Genomic DNA, 20,993 nt, shown 5'->3' with positions numbered 1-20,993 from the left:
ACAGCCGTCCCGACCGCCTTCGGATCCCTGTACGCACGATTGTGTGAAAAGACGCATAGAGCTATATTGCGCTACACAACGACCATTCGCGCGTTGCCGGGGCAAAACGGGTGTGTCTTGGCAGCATGGGTCGACGTGACTCAAATGACCGACCGCATCACCGCGTTGCCCGAGCGAGGAACTGACGCCCGCCGAGCGTCCGCGGCTGCCGCCGCGTTCAGCGGTGGGGTGGTCGCCGCCGCGCTCGGGCTCGGGGCGCTCGCCGTCACCGTCCTGTTCCTGTGGATCACCTCGCCGTTCCCGGACAGCGGGCTCGACGGGGCCCTCCGTATCGCCGCCGACCTGTGGCTCCTCGCGCACGGCGCCGACCTCGTACGGTCCGACACGCTGTCCGGCGTTCCGGCGCCGATCGGCGTGACGCCCCTGCTGCTGGTCGCATTGCCCGCATATCTGCTGTACCGGGCTGCCGGGCACGCGGTCGCGCGGGTGGAGGGTGACGGTGGCGAAGGCGGCGAGGGTGGTGACGCCGGTGACGTTGAGGGGGCTGCTGCCTCCGTTCGGCCGGTGTCGCGGGTCGCGGCTGCCGCCGCGGGGTGGCTCGTCGCCGGATATCTGCTGGTCGGCGTGGCCGTCGTCCTCTACGCCTCCTCCTACGGTCAGGTGCGCGGCGACCCGCTGAGCGCCGTGCTGCACCTGCCGGTCGTCGCGGTGCTCGCGGTCGCGGCCGGAGCGTGGTCCGCGTGCGGCCGGCCGATGATCGAACTGCCCCGTTTCGTGCGCCGCCGGTTCGACGAACGTCCGTTGCCGCGATGGCTGTCGCCGCCGGAGGGCGGTGTCACGGCCGCGCTCCGCGCCGGCGCGGCCGCAGCCGCCGTACTCGTCGGCGGCGGGGCGCTGCTCGGCGCCGCTTCGCTCGTATGGCACGCCCGACTGGCCGGGCACGCGTTTACGCAGCTCAGCGCGCCGCTTTCGGGCCGGTGCGCGGTGCTGCTGGTCGCTCTGGCGCTGGTGCCGAACGTTGCGGTGTGGGGTGCGTCCTACGCGCTCGGGCCCGGGTTCGTGATCGGCGCCGGCAGCGTTGTGGCTCCCGCCGGGTCGTCCGGCTACCGCGTCCCCGTCCCCGTCCCCGTCCTGCCGAACTTTCCGCTCCTTGCCGCGCTTCCGGCGCCCGGCGCCGGTACGTCTCTCGGCTGGGCGGTGCTTGGCCTGCCGGTGCTTGCCGGGGTGACGGTCGCCTGGCTGGTGGGGGGCGCCGCCGCCTCCGGGTCGTGGCGACCCGCACGAGCCGCCGTCGTCGCCGGACTCGCCGCGCTCGGTTGCGGCGCCGCACTGGCCCTTCTCGCCGGCTGGTCCGCCGGTCCGATCGGCTCCGCCACGCTCGCCGCCTTCGGACCGGTGTGGTGGGCCACGGGGGGTGCGGCGCTGGGGTGGACGGCACTGGTCGGGGTGCCGGGGGCGCTCGGGGTGCGGTGGTGGCATGTGCGGGTTCCGGACGATCCGGTGTCCTGGGGGGAGCGGTGGGTGGCCGTACGGGCGGGGGCGCGGGCCGCGTTGGTGCGGGTTGTTTCTTGGCGGCGGTCGGGGGGTGAGGCGGTGGCGGCGGTGGCGGTTCCGGTTCCGGTGCCGGTGCCTGCGACTTTGTCGGTGGTTGCGCCTTTGGGCGAGGCGGATCGGGCCGATCGCTGGATCGAGCTCATGCAGATGCCGGGTGAACTCCCGCCGGCCTGCCCGCCGATGCCGACCACCCCGCCGCTACCACCGGATCCGCCGGCCTGACGGGCTGGCGCCCGGGGGTCTTCGGTCCGGGGGCCGGGTCCTCCGGGGCGGGGGTTCGAAATCGCCTCTTTACGTTCCAGGCGGCCCATCAAATAGCTCGGCAGCATTTCGAACCCCCACCCCTACGGCCCCGTCCCCCTCCGGTCGGCTCGTTGACTGCGGGGCCGGCGGGCTCCGATGCATACCCACCGTGGGTTGACGGGTGGGCGGCGCGGCTCACCGCAGGTGCCACGGGCCGGCCGGCACCGACGCCCGGGCCGGAAATGAGCGGGCGGATGGGGAACAGCTCGCCGCAGGCGCTGGCGTGCGTTCACCCCCGCCGCGGGCGCCGACGTACCCTCGCCCGCCGCAGGCGCAGTGGCGCCGACGTGCCCCCACCCCGCCGGAGGCGGTTAGCCGCGGGTGTCGAGGATGGGGCGGAGGGGTTTGGGGAGGAGGTCGCGGCAGGCGTCGCCGGCGGGGGTGGTGAGGGCGTCGCGTTTGCAGGTGTAGTAGTCCTCGTAGACGAACTGGAAGGTGAAGCTGGTGGCGACGATGGCGAGGGCGACGCCGCTGGTGATGATGCCGCTCCAGGCGGCCGCGGCGAAGGAGCGCTGGGAGGCGGGGCCGGCGGTCGGGGTGGGGCGGGGGCCGGTGTCGGCGCCGGATTCGGCGAGGGCCGCCACGGCCTCGGCGCGGGCGGCGGCGCGGTCCTCGGGCTTCATGCGCAGGGCGCTGATCCCCCAGTAGAGGGCGAGGGCGCCGAGGAGCAGGGCGATCTCGGTCCATCCGAGGATCGCGAAGATCAGGCCCCAGCCGCCGCAGACCAGTGCGTAGCGCGAGCGGCGCTGGGCGGGGTCGGTGGGGTCGAACCGTGGGCCGGTGGGCTGCGGGCTGCCGCCGGGAGGGGTGTCCGGGCCGGTGGGGCGGTTGCCGAAGCCGTCCTGGCGGCCGGGCTGCTGGTTGCTCCACTGGCCGCCCCAGACCGGCGGCGGGGGCGGGGTGCCGTCCTCGGGCCGGTCGGATCCGTCGTCGCCTTCGGGCGCGCCGTCGGGGCGCCTCGGCTGCCACGGCTTTTCGGGGGCACCTTCGGGCGGCGGGGCGAACGGGTTGTCCTGCTGTTCGCCCTCGGGCGCACGCAGCGCGATGATGATCGGTCCGCTGCTCATGATTGGTTGCGCCATCCCCTTGCCGTCGACTCCTCATGTCGGATGCGTCACGCGCTGGGCGCGCGATTGCCGTTCCTCCGGCAGACGCTACCGTCCGCGCGCTCCCCCGTCCCGTGGGGGGACCTTCGCGTGCCGGTATCGTTGCTGACGGTCGGCGGCCTCGTAGGGTTCCCTGGAATCTCGGGGGCCCTCGGCTCGTACGATCCTCCAAATCCGCACGGACTCGAGAGAGAGCCCCGCCAGTGGCTGCGCAAACCCCGGCTCGTCTTGTCGTCCTCGTCTCCGGTTCCGGGACGAATCTGCAGGCGCTGCTCGACGTGATCGAGGGCGATCCCGCGTACGGCGCGCGGATCGTGGCCGTCGGCGCGGACCGCGAGGGCATCGCCGGTCTGGAGCGGGCCGAGCGGGCCGGGCTGCCGGTGTTCGTGGTGAAGGTGAAGGACTACGCGGACCGGGCCGGCTGGGACCGCGCGCTCGCGGAGGCCACGGCGGAGTACGAGCCGGACCTGGTGGTCTCGGCCGGTTTCATGAAGATCGTGGGGGAGGAGTTCCTCGCGCGGTTCGGGGGACGGTTCGTCAATACGCATCCCGCGCTGCTGCCGAGCTTCCCCGGCGCCCATGGCGTCAGGGACGCACTCGCGTACGGCGCGAAGGTGACGGGCTGCACCGTGCACTTCGTCGACGACGGCGTCGATACCGGCCCGATCATCGCCCAGGGGGTGGTGGTCATCGAGCCGGATGACACGGAGGAAGCGCTCCATGAGCGCATCAAGGAAGTCGAGCGAGGGCTGCTCGTCGACGTCGTGGGGCGGCTGGCTCGCGACGGGTATCGCATTGAGGGACGAAAGGTATTGCTGCAACATGTTTGAGGGCGGCATGAACTCCGAAGGTACGAAGCGGCCGATCCGCCGCGCGCTGGTGAGTGTGTACGACAAGACCGGGCTGGAGGAGCTGGCGCGCGGGCTGCACGAGGCGGGCGTCGAGCTGGTGTCGACGGGGTCGACCGCCGCGCGGATCGCCGCCGCCGGGGTGCCGGTCACGCCGGTCCAGGACGTCACCGGCTTCCCTGAGTGCCTGGACGGCCGGGTCAAGACCCTGCACCCCAAGCTGCACGCCGGGATCCTCGCCGATCTGCGTCTCGAGGACCACAAGCGGCAGCTGGCGGAGCTCGGCATCGAGCCGTTCGAGCTGGTCGTCGTGAATCTGTATCCGTTCGAGGAGACGGTCGCCTCGGGCGCCTCACCCGACGAGTGCGTCGAGCAGATCGACATCGGCGGTCCTTCGATGGTCCGCGCGGCCGCCAAGAACCACCCCTCGGTCGCGGTCGTCACCAGCCCCGAGCGGTACGCGGACGTGCTCGCGGCGGTGCAGGACGGCGGCTTCGACCTCACGCAGCGCAAGCGGCTCGCCGCCGAGGCGTTCCAGCACACCGCCGCGTACGACGTGGCGGTGGCGATCTGGTTCGCCGAGGGATACGCGGCCGACGACAGCCCGTTCCCGGACTTCACCGGCGTCACCCTCACCCGGCAGCACGTGCTGCGCTACGGCGAGAACCCGCACCAGCCCGCCGCGCTCTACAGCGATGGCAGCGGCAAGGGCCTCGCGGGCGCGGAGCAGCTGCACGGCAAGGAGATGTCCTACAACAACTACACGGACACCGAGGCGGCGCGCCGGGCCGCGTACGACCACGCGGAACCGTGCGTGGCGATCATCAAGCACGCCAACCCGTGCGGGATCGCGGTCGGCGCGGATGTCGCCGAGGCGCACCGCAAGGCCCACGCCTGCGACCCGCTGTCCGCGTTCGGCGGCGTCATCGCGGTCAACCGCCCGGTGAGCGTGGAACTCGCCGGGCAGGTCGCGGAGATCTTCACCGAGGTCATCATCGCTCCGGCGTACGAGGACGGCGCGGTCGAGGTGCTGGCCCGCAAGAAGAACATCCGCGTGCTGCGCTGCGCGGACGCGCCGAGCGGGTTCGGCGAGTACCGGCCGATCGAGGGCGGGGCGCTCGTCCAGGCCAAGGACCGGCTGCAGGCCGAGGGCGACGACCCCGCCAACTGGACGCTCGCGACGGGCGAGGCGCTGGACGCGGACGAGCTGGAAGAGCTGTCCTTCGCCTGGCGCGCCTGCCGCGCCGTCAAGTCCAACGCGATCCTGCTGGCCAAGGGCGGCGCGAGCGTCGGCGTCGGCATGGGGCAGGTCAACCGGGTGGACTCGGCGAAGCTCGCGGTGGAGCGGGCGGGCGAGGAGCGCGCGCGGGGCGCTTACGCGGCCTCCGACGCCTTCTTCCCCTTCCCCGACGGGCTGGAGATCCTGCTGGCCGCCGGCGTCAAGGCCGTGGTCCAGCCGGGTGGTTCGGTCCGCGACGAGCTGGTCGTCGAAGCGGCGAAGAAGGCCGGAGCGACGATGTACTTCACCGGAACCCGGCACTTCTTCCACTGACCCGGCGCGCGGCCGTGTGACGACGCTCGGCCGTATGACACCCGGACATGGAACGGCCCGCACTCCCTCGGGAGTGCGGGCCGTCGCCGGTTACGGGCGCTTCACCACGACCGTGTGGATGATCTTGTCGGCGAAGGTCTGGTTCTTCTCGTCCCACAGCGGCCACAAGTAGCCGATGTAGCAGGCCATGCCGTCGACCGCGTGGCACAGCCGGCGGACGAAGGCCATCCCGAAGCCGAGCACCTGGCCGTCGGCCTCACGCAGCACGTGGATGCCGACGATCTTCTTGCCCGGGGTCTGGCCGGTGGAGCCCTCCCGGTAGCACAGCCACAGGGTGCCGAGGAGGCTCAAAATGCTGCCGATGGCGATCAGCGTGAGGGCGCTGCCCGGCATGGCGGGGGTGGGGCAGTAGCCGCGGCCGCTCGCGTCGCACTGGTCGGTGGCGTCGATGAACACGCGGAGGAACTTGACGTAGCCGGCCATGAGCAGGCCGAACGGCACCAGGCCGAAGAACAGGAAGTCGAGCAGCGTCGCGCCGAGGCGCGCGCCCCAGCTCGCCAGCGGCGGCATACCGGGCGGCAGCCCGCCGCCCTGCGGGTATCCGTACTGGCCGTAGTTCTGCTGCTGCGGAAACGGCGGCTGCTGCGGATAGCCGTACCCCTGCGGGGGCTGGGGCTGCTGCGGCGGCTGGATGTACGGATTGTTGGGGCCTGGTGGATAGCTCACGTGCGGTTTCCTCCGAGCGGGGACGTGGAGCGTGGGGACGCAGGGGCACATCGTCGTGCTCGCGGCGGCAACAGCGCAAGGCGCACGGTGGCGGCGGACCTGAGCGGGGTCCGGGGCGGCCCGGTCGGCGGCCCGGATTCGTCGGTGGGACACCCCATCCGGAAAGATGGGGCCATGACTGCGCAGATTCTCGACGGCAAGGCCACTGCGGCCGCGATCAAGTCCGATCTCACGTCCCGCGTGGCGTCGCTCAAGGCCCGGGGCATCGTGCCCGGTCTTGGCACCCTGCTGGTCGGTGAGGATCCGGGCAGCAAATGGTATGTCGCGGGCAAGCACCGCGACTGTGCGCAGGTCGGCATCGGCTCGATCCAGCGCGAACTGCCCGACACCGCCACTCAGGAGGAGATCGAGGCGGTCGTGCGGGAGCTGAACGCGAACCCGGAGTGCACCGGTTACATCGTCCAGCTTCCGCTGCCCAAGGGCATCGACACCAACCGGGTCCTGGAGCTGATGGACCCCGACAAGGACGCCGACGGCCTGCACCCGATGAGCCTGGGCCGCCTCGTACTGAACGAGACCGGTCCGCTGCCGTGCACCCCGAACGGCATCGTCCAGCTGCTGCGCCACCACAACGTGGAGATCAACGGCGCGCATGTCGTGGTCGTCGGCCGCGGTATCACCGTGGGCCGGTCGATCCCGCTGCTGCTGACCCGCAAGTCCGAGAACGCCACCGTCACCCAGTGCCACACCGGCACCCGTGACCTGTCGGCGCAGCTCAGGCAGGCCGACATCATCGTGGCGGCGGCCGGTGTGCCGAACATCATCAAGCCCGAGGACGTCAAGCCGGGCGCGGCCGTGCTGGACGTCGGTGTCAGCCGGGACGGGGACGGCAAGATCGTCGGCGATGTGCACCCGGGTGTGGCCGAGGTCGCCGCCTGGATCTCGCCGAACCCCGGGGGCGTCGGCCCGATGACCCGGGCGCTGCTGCTGGCGAATGTCGTCGAGGCGGCCGAGCGTGCGGCCGAGGGCTCGGCTGCGGGCCATGCCGGCTGAGCCGGAGCACGGAGAGACGGGCGCGGGGACTCCCCGCGCCCACCGCCACGCGCTGTTCACGCGTACCACCGCGCGCCCCGAGGGCGGCGGCAGGGCGGCGGGCAAGGACGCCTCCGCCCCGGCCCGGCAGTGGCCGATCCTGGTCGTGCTCGGCGGGGTCGTGCTCGGCCTGATCCTGACCGCGGCCGATCACTTCCGGGCGGGCACGGTGCTCATCGGGGCCATGCTGCTGCTGGGCGCCGTGCTGCGGTGGGCGCTGCCGTCGGTCGGGATGCTGGCCGTGCGCAGCCGTTTCACCGACGTGATCACGTATGCGCTGCTCGGTACGACCATCGTGCTGCTGGCGCTGATGGCGCAGCCGGAGCCGATCCTGGACATCCCGTTCGTGAAGGACATCATCCGCTTCTCGGTGCGCTGATCCAGCCCTGATCCGGCCCGCTGATCCGGAGGTTGCTCCCCGTTGCGGCCGGATGACGAAGGACCTCGCGCTCCTCATCTCCGCGGACAGCCCGTGGCTGACCACGGAGGAGTTCCTCGCGGCGATCGACACGAACCTTCGGAAGAAGCTCAGCGCCTGACCGGCTGGAAATTCCAGCCCGCCCGGTGGTGAGGGCAATGCGGTGACCGCCGCCACACCGTGCCGGTGTCAGGCGCAGCCGCAGGCGCGATAGCCTGGCGGACGGATTCTCTTGATGACGAGAGATCCACGTTCCGGGGCTAGGGACGCTGCCGGGGCGGCCAGATTTCCCGCAGGAAAAGGCCAGGAGAAGGCAATGACTCGCACCCCCGTCAACGTCACCGTCACCGGAGCGGCGGGCCAGATCGGCTACGCGCTGCTCTTCCGTATCGCCTCGGGCCATCTGCTCGGCGCGGACGTGCCGGTGAACCTCCGCCTCCTGGAGATCCCGCAGGGTCTCAAGGCCGCTGAGGGCACCGCCATGGAACTCGACGACTGCGCGTTCCCGCTGCTGCGCGGCATCGAGATCTCCGACGACCCGAACGTCGCCTTCGCCGGCGCGAATGTGGCCCTGCTCGTCGGCGCCCGCCCGCGCACCGCCGGTATGGAGCGCGGTGACCTGCTCTCCGCCAACGGCGGCATCTTCAAGCCGCAGGGCAAGGCGATCAACGACAACGCGGCGGACGACATCAAGGTCCTCGTCGTGGGCAACCCGGCGAACACCAACGCGCTCATCGCGCAGGCCGCGGCCCCGGACGTACCGGCCGAGCGCTTCACCGCGATGACCCGCCTGGACCACAACCGCGCGATCTCGCAGCTGGCGAAGAAGACCGGCGTGCCGGTCACCGAGATCAAGCGGCTGACGATCTGGGGCAACCACTCCGCGACCCAGTACCCGGACGTCTTCCACGCCGAGGTCTCCGGCAAGAACGCCGCCGAGGTCGTCAACGACGAGCAGTGGCTCGCCGACACGTTCATCCCGACCGTCGCCAAGCGCGGTGCCGCGATCATCGAGGCCCGTGGCGCCTCCTCGGCCGCCTCCGCCGCCAACGCCGCGATCGACCACGTCCACACCTGGGTCAACGGCACCGCGGACGGCGACTGGACCTCGATGGGTATCGTCTCCGACGGTTCCTACGGCGTTCCGGCCGGTCTGATCTCGTCCTTCCCGGTCACCACGAAGGACGGCGCCTTCGAGATCGTCCAGGGCCTGGACATCAACGAGTTCTCCCGCGCCCGCATCGACGCTTCGGTGAAGGAACTCGAGGAGGAGCGCGACGCGGTCCGCGCCCTCGGCCTCATCTGAGACCCGGCCCTTCGCTTCCGCGGTACGCGACGGCCCGTCGCCGGCTCCCCGACAGGGGAGCGGCGGCGGGCCGTCGCGTTGCCGCCCGGGCGGCGGGTAAAGGAATATGACCCCGGAACGGTCCAGCCGTCGCCCCCTTCCCTTATCATGAGATCTCCGAATTCAGTCAACTCGCCCTGTTCGGGCATGAGTTCGACGATCGGGGGGCGAATGTCCGTTCCCGTGCAGCGTTACTCCCGCACGGAGGCCACCCGGCTGCTGTGCGCGGGCGTCTATCTCGATATCGACTTCCGCAGCCAGGTCATCGAACAGCTGGTCCAGCACGAGGAGCGCCCCGTCGCGCCGTCCCTGGGCGTCGATGCCGTTCCGGTCCTGGCGTACGCGCTGCGCGCGCGCAGCCAGGAGGTGCAGACCGCGCTGCTGTTGCTCCTCGTCTGGGCGGTGTTCGTCGCCGTCGACTTCGGTGACGGCGGTTCAGTGCCCGTCATGTGGTCCCTGATCTACGCCGTGCTGTGCATGGTGCTGTGGTCCGCGCGGGCCGCCACCGGGCTCGGCACCGCCGTCTACACCCTCGACCGGGCCACCCTGCGCAAAGCCCTGATGGGACGCCGCAAGCGGCTCAGGGTACTGGTGCCGCTGGGTCCCCGGCTGCTGCTGGCGGGGTACTGGCTCGGCGCCCTGGTGGTCTTCTTCACCAGCGGCGGGGGCAACTGGCCGGCGGTGTTCTTCCCGCTGCTGCTCGTGGTGCCCATCTGGATGCACCGCGCCCATGTCTCGGGCGTGATGCGCCATGAACTCACCCGCGCGCCGTTCGCCGGCCTGCCCCGTGCCCGACTGCCCGCCGGCGAGCGCTACCGGCGCATCGGGGCGGCCATAGCGCGCGAGCAGCACGCCGAGCTCACCATCTACGACCCGTTCCGGCCCTTCATCGGCGCGGGAATCCCGTACGAACCCTGGTCGTTCGCGCTGGAGCTGAAACGCCGCGCCTCGGCGGAGCCCGGCCGGGCCCCGCTGACCAGCCGCATGGTCATCGAACTGATCCGGCCCCGGCTCGAGGCGCTGCGCCAGTCGGCGGCCGCGACCAGCCGGGACCGGCTCAAGGACCTGGAGATCGAGGAGTTCGTGTATCTGCCGGTCGGGGTGGGGCGCGGCGAGGTCTCCTACGAGGGTCAGACCGTCCGTCAGCACCTGCTCGACGCGGTCGACGAGGGCGGCGAGGCGCGCCGGCACTTCCTGCGGATCAGGGTGGGCGCGTGGGACGAGCAGGTCGTGGTGTCGGTACTCGTCCGGGTGCACACCCAGGGCGGGATGCTCGTCCTGGAGGTCGTGCCGCACATCCTGACCCCGGTCCGGCCGGCGTACCGGGCGGTCGACGTGATCGCCGGGCGCGGTGGTGAGGACGTGCTCCGCGACGGCGTACGCGCCCTGCTGACCGGCCCCACCGCCAGCTTCGCCGCCGCGGTCTCCACCGTCCGCACGATCGGGATCACGTTCAGGACCTGGCTGGCCGACGCGCAGCATGCGCTGCCGGACGGGCCCGTGACCTCGGTGCGGGAACTGGGCAGCTCACCGGACGTCTCGCTCTTCCAGGAAATGGACATCAGCCGGTACGTGAAGACGATCCAGGATCGGATCGCCAGCGGGGTGCGGGAGGCGCTGAGCAGCCAGGGCTACGAGACGGACACCTTCGAACAGCAGATCGTGCAGGTGAGCGAGGGCGGCGTCTTCATCGGGTCGATGAGCGGCGGAGCGGTGGCCGTCGGCAGCGGGTCACAGGCACGACACACGGCAGGGGGAACCGGAAAATGACGACCGACCGTAGCGGGCGCGAGACCGACGAGCAGAGGGACGGGGCCGGGGAGGCCGCCGCGCGGGACGCCGGAGGCGGTGTCTCCATCGGCCGGCTGACGGGCGGGGCTGTCGCCAGCGGCCACGGGTCCTCGGCCGAGGACCGGTCCGAACGGATCGGATCACCCCCGGCGGACGACGGGCCGGCGGGCGCGCCGGCGGTGCCGCCGCCCGGCGCGGGCGGGATCAGCGTCGGGTCGATGACGGGCGGCGCGGTCGCGGCCGGGCGGGAGTCCCGGGCCGTCGACGCGTCACGGCAGTTGATCTCCGCGTCCCCCGAACTGGCGACGGCCGTCAGGCTGCTGCGCGCACAACTGCCGCTGCTGACCCGGTCTGAGGACGACGGAATCGACGAGCTCGACGGGGAACTCGCCGACGTCGCGGGAGAGATCGACAGGACCGGGCAGGCCGAGCGCGGCCGGCTGGAACGGCTGCGGGCGCTGCTGACCGGCGGCAGCGCCGCGGTCGGCGGACTGGCGTCGGCGTTCGCCGTCGTCCAGGCGATCGTCCAGCTGCTGGGATGAGGAGGCGGCCGCGATGAGCTACTGGGACGCGGACCGGCAGCAGTGGGTGCGGGGTCCGCAGGCCGGGCAGCCGCCGGAACCGCACCCGTCCCCCACGCCGGACCGGTCGGAGCCGCCGCCCTGGCCGCCCCAGCCGCCGGTGCACGATCCGACGCGGTACGAGCCGTTCCACGGGCCGTCGTTCGGGCCGCCGCCGGAGCCGCCTCGGCGCTGGTCGCACGCGGTCGTGCTGACGGCCGTCGTCGTGTCCGTGGTGCTCGCGGGCGGGCTCGGATTCGGCGGCTGGGCGCTGCTGCGCGACCACGGCGGCAAGGGCGGCCACGACGGCGCCCAGCCCGGAACGAGTTCCACGCCCTTCAGGCAGCCGACGGACGACCCGACCGCCACGCCCACGGACACCGCCACACCCACGGACACCCCGAGCGTGACGGCCTCGGACACCACCGGCGCGAGCGGGCAGAACACCGCGCCGCCCGGATTCGTCAGGACGCAGGACCCGGCCGGCTACACCCTCGATGTGCCGCAGGGCTGGCAGCGCAGCACGGAGGGCCCCAGCGTCTTCTACAAGACGCCGGACGGAATCAGCCTGATCCAGGTGTTCGCGCTGAAGGGCCCCGAGACGACGCCGTACGAATCCCTGGTGGCGACGGAGAAGACGGTGTCGCAGAATCGCGGCTACCGGAAGATCCGGTTGGAGCAACTCACCTCGGGCGGGAGCGACGCGGCCGGACTCGAATACACCTACGTCCGCACCGACGACACCGTCCGGCATGTCTTCGTCCAGGCGTACACCGACCCCGACACCACGCAGTACGCGCTGCTGGTGGCGGGTCCGGACAGCGCCTGGTCCGCCCACCTGGAGATCTTCCGGACGCTCCTGTCGTCGTTCTGCACGACAGGTCACTGCCCCTCAGGCAACGGCTGACGGGGTTCTAGCCACCGTCAAGAAGTGCGCAGAGGGCGTCGAGTGCTCCGGTGAAGGCGTGCTCGGGCGGGGTGCCGTAGCCGACGACGAGGGCGCCGGGTCCGTCGGCCGCGCCGTCGTAGGCGTCCAGGCCCGCGAGGGCGAGGCCCGCGCGGCTCGCACGGGCGACCAGCTCGCCCGTAGGGGGCGAGCCCGGGGGCAGTTCGAGTACGGCGTGCAGCCCGGCCGCGATGCCGGAGACCCGCACCTGGGGCGCGTGTACGGCCAGCGCCGCGACCAGCCGGTCGCGGCGCCTGCGGTAGTGCAGCCGCATCCGCCGCACATGCCGGTCGTAGGCGCCCGAGCGGATCAGTTCGGCGAGCGTCAGCTGGTCCATGACGGGGGAGTGGCGGTCGGCGGTCCGCTTCTCGCTCATGACCCCGTCGAGGAGCTGCGGCGGCAGTACGAGCCAGGCCAGCCGTACGCCGGGCGCCAGGCTCTTGCTGGCGGTTCCGGCGTAGACGACCTGACCGGGGGCCAGCCCCTGGAGCGCGCCGACCGGCTGGCGGTCGTACCGGAACTCGCCGTCGTAGTCGTCCTCGATGACGATCCCACCGGTGGCGCGCGCCCACTCCACCACCGCGGTGCGCCGCTCGGGCGATAGCGGCGCACCGGTCGGGAACTGGTGCGCGGGTGTCAGCAGCACCGCCTCCGCCGCGGGGCGGGGGTGCGGGCCGAGCCCGTCGAGCCGGGCGCCGCCCTCGTCGACGGGTAGCGGGACAGTGGTGAGACCCGCCGTGCGCAGGATGCGCCGGGTGTCGGGGAAGCCGAGCGCCTCGACCCCGATCCGGCGCGCGCCCCGGGCGCGCAGCGCGCGGGCCAGCAGCCCGGTCCCCTGCACGAACCCCGAGCAGACCAGGATCAGTTCGGGATCGGTCCGCACTCCGCGCACCCGCGCCAGATACTCCGCGAGCGCCTGCCGCAGCTCGGGCCGGCCACGCGGATCGGCGTAGCCGAAGGCTTCGTTGGGCGCGGTCGCCAGCGCCCTGCGGGCCGCCGTGAGCCAGGCGGTGCGCGGGAACGCGGACAGGTCGGGGGTGCCGGGCCGCAGATCGTAGGCGTGGTCGCCGACGGCCGCCGGGCCGCCCAACGGCCCCGCCTGCTCGGGGGCCGCCCGGCAGCGGGCACGGCGGGGTGGCGGCGCGCTGCCCGCGACCCGGGTGCCGGAGCCCTGGCGGGCGGTGAGCCAGCCCTCGGCGACCAGCTGGCCGTACCCGTCGGCGACCGTGTTGCGGGCCAGGCCGAGGTCCTTGGCCAGCGCCCGCGACGACGGCAGACGGGTGCCGGCGACGAGCCGGCCGTCACGCACCGCCTCGCGCAACGCCCGCTCGAGACCGGCCCGCGCGCCGGTGCCGGCGGTCAGGTCGAGATGGAGGTCCACTCCTGAAATGGCCCAGTCATTCATGTCCCAAGTGGACCATGGAGCAGGGCCACTGGATCGATACCGTGGATCACATGACCTCGACGACTTCGACCGACACGCCCACCGTTCCCGCACCCGCACAGCGCATCAACCTGATGACGGCCGCCACCGACGTCTACGAGGCGATGCGGGCCCTCAACAAGGCCGCCGCCCACGGCCTCGACCCGGTGATCGGCGAACTGGTCAAGATCCGCGCATCCCAGCTCAACAACTGCGCCTACTGCCTGGACATGCACGCGCGCGACGCCCGCGGTCTCGGACTCTCCGAGCAGAAGCTCTACGGCGTCGGGGTCTGGCGCGAGACGCCCTTCTTCACCGCCCGCGAGCGCGCCGCCCTCGCCCTGTCCGAGGCCGTCACCCTGCTCGGCGACCACGGTGTCCCGGACGCGGTCTTCGACGAGGCCGCCCGGCTCTTCGACGAGGACGAACTGCCGCGTCTGATCGCCATGTGCGTCACCATCAACGCCTGGAACCGGATCGGCGTCACCACCCGGATGTCGCCCGCGGCAAGCCACGCCTGAGCGGCGGCTCAGTTCGTCCGTGTGCAGACGAAGCAAGGGGTCGTCAGGTGTTCGAACGGCCGGAGGGGACTTGGCGGGGTGCCCCCGCAGGCGACGAGCACTGGAGTGCGGTCACCCTTGGAAAGACGGTAGGTGCGAGCGCCGAGGAGGTGCCCCGGCGCGGCACCGACCCCCCGCTCCGACCCCCCGCTCCGACCCCCGGCACCGGGCCGCCGCACCGGGGCGCCGCACCGGGCTCAGGCCGGCTCCGAGGGCGCGCCCTCCCCGAAGCGGGCCAGCGCCAGCGCGCCCACCACGGCTAGCGCGAAGCCCGCGATCGCCAGCGGAGCAAGCCCCGGCCGGGTGCGGTCGCCGAGCGCGACGACCCCGACCAGGGCCGGGCCGACCGTCTCGCCGATCACCATCCCGGCGGTGGCGGCGGTCACCGAGCCGCGCTGCAGCGCCGAGGTGAGCAGCAGGAACGCCGCGCCGCCGCCGATGAGCAGCGCGTAGGCCGCCGGATTGGCGACCACGGCGCGCGGTGACAGGTCGTTGACCAGCCGGACGGCGACTTCGACGACCCCGAAGCCGATCCCCGCGCCGAACCCCAGCGCGGAGGCTCGCGCCCGGTCCGGCAGCCGCCCGGCCACCACGCCCATGCCCAGCACGGCGAACGCGGTGGCCAACACGCTCCAGCGCAGCGCCGTGCCGCCTACGCCGTCGCCCTCCCGGCCGGAGGAGAGCCCGAGCATCGCCAGCCCGCCGCAGACGGCGGCCACCGCGCCCCATTCGGCGCCCGACAGCCGCACGCGCAGGATCCGCGCGGCGGCGACCGCGGTGACGGCGAGGCTCGCCGCGAGCGCGGCGCCGACCGCGTAGATCGGCAGCGCCCGCAGTGCGACGAGTTCGAGCCCGAAGCCGGCGGTGTCGAGCCCGAGCCCCGCCACGTAGCGCCATTGGCGCAGGGCGCGCATCAGTAGCCGGGTGTCGACCCCGGAACCGGTTCCGGGCTCGGCGGCCCGGGTCGCCGCGGCCTGTAGCACCGACGCGACCCCGAAACACACGGCTGCGCCGAGCGCACAAATCATTCCCACCACCATGCGCCGACCCTAGCCTTGGCCTCAAACGGCGGCCGGGCTGAACGCGGCCTCAATCGCCGGCCGGGCTGAAAGATCGCCTCAAGGCTGAAAGATCGCCTCAAGCGCCGGCCGGGCTCAAGGGTCGCCTCAAGCGCCGGCCGGGCTCAAGGATCGCCTCAAACGCCGGCCGGGCTCAAGGATCGCCTCAAACGCCGGCGGGGCTGAAATTCAGGCCCGCCGGCGCCGGGCAAGCACCCAGCCCGCTCGGCGTCCGAGGGCAGAAGATCAGCCCGTCAGGACATGGCGGAGTTGGTCGAGGCCCCAGTCCAGGTCCTCCTTGGAGATCACGAGCGGCGGCGCCAGCCGGATCGTGGTGCCGTGGGTGTCCTTCACCAGGACCCGCCGGTCCAACAGCCGCTCCGACACCTCGCGCCCCGTCCCGTGCCCCGGGGCGATGTCGACACCCGCCCACAGGCCGCGGCCGCGGACGGCGGTGACCGGGCCGGTGCCGGTGAGGAGGTTGAGTTCGTGGTGGAGGTGGTCGCCGAGTTCGGCGGCGCGCTGCTGGTATTCGCCGGTGCGGAGCATGGCGATGACTTCGAGGGCGACGGCGCAGGCCAGCGGGTTGCCGCCGAAGGTGGAGCCGTGCTCGCCGGGGTGGAAGACGCCCAGCACGGCAGCCGAGGAGACGACGGCCGAGACCGGCACCACGCCCCCGCCGAGTGCCTTGCCGAGGACGTACATGTCGGGCACGACGTCCTCGTGCTCGCAGGCGAAGGTGCGGCCGGTGCGGCCGAGGCCGGACTGGATCTCGTCGGCGATGAAGAGGGTGTTGCGCTCGGTGGTGATCCGCCGGACGCCGGCCAGATAGCCGGGCGGCGGCACGAGGACGCCCGCCTCGCCCTGGATCGGCTCCAGCAGGACGGCGACCGTGTGCTCGTCAACGGCGGCCTCCATGGCGGCCAGGTCGCCGTACGGGACGATCTCGAAGCCGGGGGTGTACGGGCCGAAGTCGGCCCGGGCCTCGGGGTCGGTGGAGAAGCTGACGATCGTGGTGGTGCGGCCGTGGAAGTTGCCGTCCGCGACGACGATCTTCGCCTTGCCGTCCGGCACGCCCTTGACCCGGTACCCCCACTTGCGGGCGGTCTTGACCGCCGTTTCGACGGCCTCGGCGCCCGTGTTCATCGGCAGCACCATCTCCATGCCGCACAGCTCGGCCAGCTGGGTACAGAAGTCGGCGAAGCGGTCGTGGTGGAAGGCGCGCGAGGTCAGTGTCACGCGTTCGAGCTGGGCCCTGGCGGCGTCGAGCAGCCGCCGGTTGCCGTGGCCGAAGTTGAGGGCCGAGTAGCCGGCCAGCATGTCCAGGTACCGGCGGCCTTCGATGTCCGTCATCCACGCGCCTTCCGCGGTGGCGACGACGACTGGCAGCGGATGGTAGTTGTGAGCGCTGTGGGCCTCTGCGGCGGCGATGCTGGTGTCCGTTGTCGTCACGTACGTGCTCCGTTCGTGGTGCGTCAGGAGTTGTTGCCTCGGGGCGGGGTGGTGCCCCTTTCTATCGTCGGTCGGGCGCGATGCGATGAAACCTGCGGCACTCGGGGTTCGGGGCGCGGTGCCGGAGCAGTGCCGGGAAGGGGGCGATCGCGGGTGGGGGACCTGAGAGAATAGCGGCATGGCCACTGACAGACCGCGCGCTCTCTCCGGTATCCAGCCCACCGCAGGTTCGTTCCACCTGGGGAACTATCTGGGTGCGATCCGCCAGTACGTGGCGCTCCAGGAGAGCCACGACGCGTTCTACATGGTCGTGGACCTGCACGCGATCACCGTTCCGCAGGAGCCGGCGGAGCTGCGGGCCAACACCCGGCTCGCGGCGGCGCAGCTGCTCGCGGCGGGCCTGGACCCGGACCGCTGCACGTTGTTCATCCAGAGCCATGTGCCGGAGCACGCGCAGCTCGGCTGGGTGATGAACTGCCTGACCGGTTTCGGTGAGGCGGGCCGGATGACGCAGTTCAAGGACAAGTCGGCGAAGCAGGGTGCGGACCGGGCGACGGTCGGGCTGTTCACCTACCCGATCCTGCAGGTCGCGGACATCCTGCTGTACCAGGCCAACGCGGTGCCGGTCGGTGAGGACCAGCGGCAGCACATCGAGCTGACCCGCGACCTCGCGGAGCGCTTCAACACCCGCTACGGGCAGACGTTCACCATCCCGGCGCCGTACATCGTCAAGGAGACCGGGAAGATCTACGACCTGCAGGACCCGACGTCGAAGATGAGCAAGTCGGCGTCGTCCCCGAAGGGCCTGATCAACCTCCTCGACGAGCCGAAGGTCTCGGCGAAGAAGATCAGGAGCGCAGTCACGGACACGGACACCGTGATCTGCTTCGACGAGAAGGACAAGCCGGGCATCAGCAATCTGCTCACCATCTACTCCACTCTCACCGGTACCGGAATCGCGGAACTGGAGCAGCGGTACGAGGGCAAGGGCTACGGTGCGCTGAAGACCGACCTCGCGGAGCGTTTTGTGGAGTGGGTCACACCGTTCCGGGAGCGCACGGAGGAATATCTGGGTGACCCGGAGACGTTGGACGCGGTCCTGGCCAAGGGCGCGGAGAAGGCGCGCGTCGTGGCGGCGGAGACGCTGGCCAGCGCGTATGACCGAATGGGCCTCCTGCCCGCGAAGCACTGACGCACCGGCGCAGCGCCGTCCAGGAGGTGCGGAACCAGGGTCCGAGGTCCCGTCCGGGTGTGTCCGACGACGCTCGCGGCGGGACCCGCGCACGCGTCACACTGAGAGCAGACCGAATGGCGCCCATGAGGCGCCCGTGATCCGGGGAAGAGGGTGAACCGCAGTGGGGACCAGCACGATCGGAGTGTCGATCGCGGTCCCGGAGCCCTATGGCCGCCTGCTCCAGGAGCGGCGCGCGGGCTTCGGCGACCCGGCCGCGTACGCCATCCCCACTCACGTCACGCTGCTGCCCCCGACGGAGATCGACTCCGGTGACCTGCCGGCGCTGCGCCGCCACCTCGCGAAGGTCGCGGCGGCCGGCCGGCCCTTCGCGATGCGGCTGGACGGCACGGACACCTTCCGTCCGCTGTCCCCGGTCGTCTATGTGCACCTGGCCGACGGCACCCCCGAGTGCACCGAGCTGCAGGGCGAGGTGCGCTCAGGACCGGTCGTGCGCGAGCTGCAGTTCCCGTACCACCCGCATGTGACCGTCGCGCACGGCATCGCCGATGAGGCGATGGACCGGGCATACGAGGAGCTGGCGGACTTCACCGCGAGCTGGACGGCGACCGGTTTCGCCCTGTACGAGCAGGGCGGGGACGGGGTCTGGCGCAAGATGCGCGAGTACCCCTTCGGCGTCGGCGCCCGCGGAGCCGTCCCCCATCAGCAGGGTGTGCGCGCCACGACGACGCCCTGCTGAGTCCCTCGCGAGAGCCGTCCGGCGATCGAGGACTCTCAGACCGGCAGTTTCCTGAAGAGCGGGCGCGGCACGTGCCGCAGCGCCGACATGACGAACCGCAGAGCGCCCGGCACCCACACCGTCTCCGAACGGCGCCGCAGACCGGTCTCGATGGCCTCCGCGACCGCCTCGGGAGTGGTGGCCAGCGGCGCCTCCGGCAGTCCTGCCGTCATCTTCGTGCGGACGAAGCCGGGCCGGACGATCATCACATGCACGCCAGAGCCGTGCAGGGAGTCGCCTAGCCCCTGCGTGAAGGCGTCCAGGCCGGCCTTGCTCGACCCGTAGATGAAGTTGCTCCGGCGGGCGCGCTCGCCGGCGACCGAGGACAGGACGACCAGCGAGCCGTGCCCCTGCCGCTGGAGCGCGCTCGCGCACACCAGGGAGGCCGACACCGCGCCCGTGTAGTTGACCTGGGCGACGTGCACGGCCGACGGGGGCTGCTGCTCGTCGTGGGCCTGGTCGCCCAGCACACCGAAGGCGAGCAGCACCATGTCGATGTCACCGTCGACGAAGAGCTTGCCGAGCGCCTCCTCGTGGGATTCGGTGTCCAGCGCGTCGAAGGGCACGGCGCGCACGTCCGCGCCCAGCGACCGCAGGTGTTCGGCGGCGGCGTCGAGGGCGGGGGAGGGGCGGCCCGCCAGATGGACGGTCCTGGTGCGGCGGCCGATGAGGCGGCGGGCGGTGGCGAGCGCGATCTCGGAGGTGCCGCCGAGGATCAGCAGGGACTGGGGGGTGCCGAAGGCGTCTTTCACTGCGTGGACTCCTGGTGGGACCTGGTGGGACCTGACCCGGGCCTGCCAAGGCCAGGGCCGGGGCTTAGAGGGGCTTAGAGGGCGAGGCGGCGGGCGAGGTCCGAGGTGAAGACCCCGCCGGGGTCCAGTTCGGAGCGCAGCCGCCGGAAGGCGTCGAGGCGCGGGTACATGCCGGGCAGCAGTTCGGGGCGCAGCCGGGAGTCCTTGGCGAGGTAGACACGGCCGTCGGCGGTGGCGACCTCGTCGTCCAGGAGGTCGAGGAACGTGTCCAGGCCCGGCATGGTCGCGGGGATGTCGAGGGCGAGGGTCCAGCCGGCCATCGGGAAGGACAGCCAGCCGGGATCGGCCTCGCCGAACCGCTTCAGCACGGCGAGGAACGACGGGCAGCCGCGGCGGCTGATCCGCTCCACGATGCGGCGCAGCGCGCTCTCCTGGCCGTAGCCGACGACGAACTGGTACTGGACGAAGCCGCTGCGCCCGTAGATCCGATTCCAGTCGGGCAGCCCGTCGAGCGGGTGGAAGAACGTGGAGATCTTCTGCAACTCGCCGAGCCGCTCGCGGGGCGCCTTGTGGTACCAGAGGGCGTTGAACAGCCCGACGCTGTGCCGCCCCAGCAGCCCCTCCGGTACGAAGCGCGGGGCGGACGGCAGCCGGCCGGGCCGGAAGTCGAGCGGCGCCCGGCGGGCGCGCTGCGGGAGGGCGTCGAGCGGGGCGTGGTCGCCGCGCGTCAGGACGGCGCGGCCGGTCCTGGAGCCGCGGGCGAGCAGATCGATCCAGGCGACGGAGTAGCGGTAGCGGTGGTCGTTCCCGGTGAGCCTGGCCATCAGGTCGTCGAGGTCGGTGGCGCGCTCGGTATCGACCGTCATCAGCGAGGTCTCCACGGGCAGCAGCTGGATCGTCGCGGCGAGTACGACACCGGTCAGCCCCATGCCGCCGGCCGTCGCCCAGAAGAGCTCCGGCTCGTCCTCGGGTGTGACCAGCCGGGTCTCGCCGTCCGCCGTCAGCAGCTCGATGGCGCGTACGTGCCGGGTGAACGAACCCGACAGATGGTGGTTCTTTCCGTGGATGTCCGCGCCGATGGCCCCGCCGACCGTGACGTACCGGGTTCCCGGGCTGACGGGGACGAACCAGCCGAGCGGCAGCAGGACCTGCATCAGCCGGTGGAGGCTCACTCCGGCGTCGCAGACGACCAGGCCGTTGATGGCGTCGATCTCGTGGATCCGGTCCAGGCCGGTCATGTCGAGAACGGAGCCGCCGGCGTTCTGCGCCGCGTCGCCGTAGGCCCGGCCGAGCCCGCGGGCGATGGCACCGCGGCCTCCGCAGTCCCGGATCGCTTCGGCCGCCTCCTCGTAGGTGCGCGGCCGGAGCACGTGCGCGGTGGTGGGCGCGGTGCGGCCCCAGCCGGAGACGGGGGTGGTCAGGGCGGAGGGTACAGGCATAGGGGTGACCGTATCGCCCGACAGGAGGGGAATGCCATGTATGCCGGCTCTCTCACTGAAACGGGTGACTAGTGATGAATCATTAGCAATTAGGGGAC

Annotated in this window: 19 protein-coding genes; 12 read left to right on the top strand and 7 right to left on the bottom strand. The window is 72.0% G+C overall.

Annotated elements, in window-relative coordinates:
* The first annotated feature begins 144 nt into the window (after positions 1-144).
* Complete coding sequence (locus QMK24_RS03155; protein WP_283463495.1) at positions 145-1,776, top strand: cell division protein PerM; 1,632 nt, start codon at positions 145-147, stop codon at positions 1,774-1,776.
* 392 nt (positions 1,777-2,168) lie between these two features.
* Here QMK24_RS03155 and QMK24_RS03150 read toward each other — a convergent pair whose 3' ends face one another.
* Complete coding sequence (locus tag QMK24_RS03150; RefSeq protein ID WP_283463494.1) at positions 2,169-2,924, bottom strand: hypothetical protein; 756 nt, start codon at positions 2,922-2,924, stop codon at positions 2,169-2,171.
* A gap of 242 nt (positions 2,925-3,166) precedes the next feature.
* Here QMK24_RS03150 and purN point away from each other — a divergent pair, with 242 nt between their 5' ends.
* Together purN and purH are read left to right on the top strand one after the other, a co-directional pair.
* Positions 3,167-3,793, top strand: a complete 627-nt coding sequence (gene purN / locus QMK24_RS03145) for a phosphoribosylglycinamide formyltransferase (protein WP_283463493.1) — start codon at positions 3,167-3,169, stop codon at positions 3,791-3,793.
* A 7-nt stretch (positions 3,794-3,800) separates the two neighbouring features.
* Complete coding sequence (gene purH / locus QMK24_RS03140; RefSeq protein WP_283463492.1) at positions 3,801-5,363, top strand: bifunctional phosphoribosylaminoimidazolecarboxamide formyltransferase/IMP cyclohydrolase; 1,563 nt, start codon at positions 3,801-3,803, stop codon at positions 5,361-5,363.
* 90 nt (positions 5,364-5,453) lie between these two features.
* On the opposite strand, the gene QMK24_RS03135 is transcribed toward purH, so the two are convergent.
* Positions 5,454-6,089 (bottom strand): RDD family protein, encoded by a 636-nt coding sequence (locus QMK24_RS03135; protein ID WP_283463491.1) that lies wholly within the window; start codon positions 6,087-6,089, stop codon positions 5,454-5,456.
* A gap of 174 nt (positions 6,090-6,263) precedes the next feature.
* Between QMK24_RS03135 and QMK24_RS03130 the strand changes: the two genes are divergently transcribed.
* From QMK24_RS03130 to QMK24_RS03105, 6 genes are all read left to right on the top strand, one after another.
* The gene (locus QMK24_RS03130) at positions 6,264-7,142 is read left to right on the top strand and encodes a bifunctional methylenetetrahydrofolate dehydrogenase/methenyltetrahydrofolate cyclohydrolase (RefSeq protein ID WP_283463490.1); all 879 of its coding nucleotides are present in this window, start codon (positions 6,264-6,266) and stop codon (positions 7,140-7,142) included.
* On the top strand, positions 7,132-7,560 hold the full coding sequence (locus QMK24_RS03125) for a DUF3017 domain-containing protein (RefSeq protein ID WP_349307834.1): 429 nt from the start codon (positions 7,132-7,134) through the stop codon (positions 7,558-7,560). The genes QMK24_RS03130 and QMK24_RS03125 overlap by 11 nt, the downstream gene beginning before the upstream one ends.
* Before the next feature lie 355 nt (positions 7,561-7,915).
* A complete protein-coding gene (locus QMK24_RS03120) occupies positions 7,916-8,905 on the top strand; it encodes a malate dehydrogenase (RefSeq protein WP_283463488.1) in 990 nt (329 codons plus the stop codon).
* 210 nt (positions 8,906-9,115) lie between these two features.
* Positions 9,116-10,714, top strand: coding sequence for an AbeC-like domain-containing protein (locus QMK24_RS03115; RefSeq protein ID WP_283463487.1), 1,599 nt, complete (start codon positions 9,116-9,118; stop codon positions 10,712-10,714).
* On the top strand, positions 10,711-11,277 hold the full coding sequence (locus tag QMK24_RS03110; protein ID WP_283463486.1) for a hypothetical protein: 567 nt from the start codon (positions 10,711-10,713) through the stop codon (positions 11,275-11,277). The genes QMK24_RS03115 and QMK24_RS03110 overlap by 4 nt, the downstream gene beginning before the upstream one ends.
* 13 nt (positions 11,278-11,290) lie before the next feature.
* Positions 11,291-12,202, top strand: coding sequence for a serine/threonine kinase C-terminal domain-containing protein (locus tag QMK24_RS03105; RefSeq protein ID WP_283463485.1), 912 nt, complete (start codon positions 11,291-11,293; stop codon positions 12,200-12,202).
* A gap of 7 nt (positions 12,203-12,209) precedes the next feature.
* Here the strand turns inward: QMK24_RS03105 and pdxR are convergent, their stop codons facing one another.
* The gene (gene pdxR, locus QMK24_RS03100) at positions 12,210-13,646 is read right to left on the bottom strand and encodes a MocR-like pyridoxine biosynthesis transcription factor PdxR (protein ID WP_283463484.1); all 1,437 of its coding nucleotides are present in this window, start codon (positions 13,644-13,646) and stop codon (positions 12,210-12,212) included.
* A gap of 50 nt (positions 13,647-13,696) precedes the next feature.
* On the opposite strand from pdxR, the gene QMK24_RS03095 reads away from it, so the two are divergent.
* The gene (locus QMK24_RS03095; RefSeq protein ID WP_283463483.1) at positions 13,697-14,185 is read left to right on the top strand and encodes a carboxymuconolactone decarboxylase family protein; all 489 of its coding nucleotides are present in this window, start codon (positions 13,697-13,699) and stop codon (positions 14,183-14,185) included.
* A 236-nt stretch (positions 14,186-14,421) separates the two neighbouring features.
* Here the strand turns inward: QMK24_RS03095 and QMK24_RS03090 are convergent, their stop codons facing one another.
* Together QMK24_RS03090 and rocD are read right to left on the bottom strand one after the other, a co-directional pair.
* On the bottom strand, positions 14,422-15,264 hold the full coding sequence (locus QMK24_RS03090) for a DMT family protein (RefSeq protein WP_283463482.1): 843 nt from the start codon (positions 15,262-15,264) through the stop codon (positions 14,422-14,424).
* A gap of 264 nt (positions 15,265-15,528) precedes the next feature.
* Positions 15,529-16,734: an ornithine--oxo-acid transaminase gene (rocD, locus tag QMK24_RS03085; protein ID WP_283463481.1), complete on the bottom strand. Its 1,206-nt coding sequence runs from the start codon at positions 16,732-16,734 to the stop codon at positions 15,529-15,531.
* A gap of 178 nt (positions 16,735-16,912) precedes the next feature.
* Here rocD and trpS point away from each other — a divergent pair, with 178 nt between their 5' ends.
* Both trpS and QMK24_RS03075 read left to right on the top strand, forming a co-directional pair.
* Positions 16,913-17,926 (top strand): tryptophan--tRNA ligase, encoded by a 1,014-nt coding sequence (trpS, locus tag QMK24_RS03080; protein ID WP_283463480.1) that lies wholly within the window; start codon positions 16,913-16,915, stop codon positions 17,924-17,926.
* 163 nt (positions 17,927-18,089) lie between these two features.
* A complete protein-coding gene (locus QMK24_RS03075) occupies positions 18,090-18,665 on the top strand; it encodes a 2'-5' RNA ligase family protein (RefSeq protein WP_283463479.1) in 576 nt (191 codons plus the stop codon).
* A 35-nt stretch (positions 18,666-18,700) separates the two neighbouring features.
* Here QMK24_RS03075 and dprE2 read toward each other — a convergent pair whose 3' ends face one another.
* Both dprE2 and dprE1 read right to left on the bottom strand, forming a co-directional pair.
* A complete protein-coding gene (gene dprE2 / locus QMK24_RS03070) occupies positions 18,701-19,456 on the bottom strand; it encodes a decaprenylphospho-beta-D-erythro-pentofuranosid-2-ulose 2-reductase (protein WP_283463478.1) in 756 nt (251 codons plus the stop codon).
* A gap of 74 nt (positions 19,457-19,530) precedes the next feature.
* Positions 19,531-20,895, bottom strand: coding sequence for a decaprenylphosphoryl-beta-D-ribose oxidase (dprE1, locus tag QMK24_RS03065; protein WP_283463477.1), 1,365 nt, complete (start codon positions 20,893-20,895; stop codon positions 19,531-19,533).
* Positions 20,896-20,993 lie beyond the last annotated feature (98 nt).

Source organism: Streptomyces sp. PH10-H1 (genome assembly GCF_030063355.1).
GTDB lineage: Bacteria > Actinomycetota > Actinomycetes > Streptomycetales > Streptomycetaceae > Actinacidiphila.
Note: the sequence above shows the minus strand (reverse complement) of the source record. Positions and strands in the feature narration are given on the sequence as shown.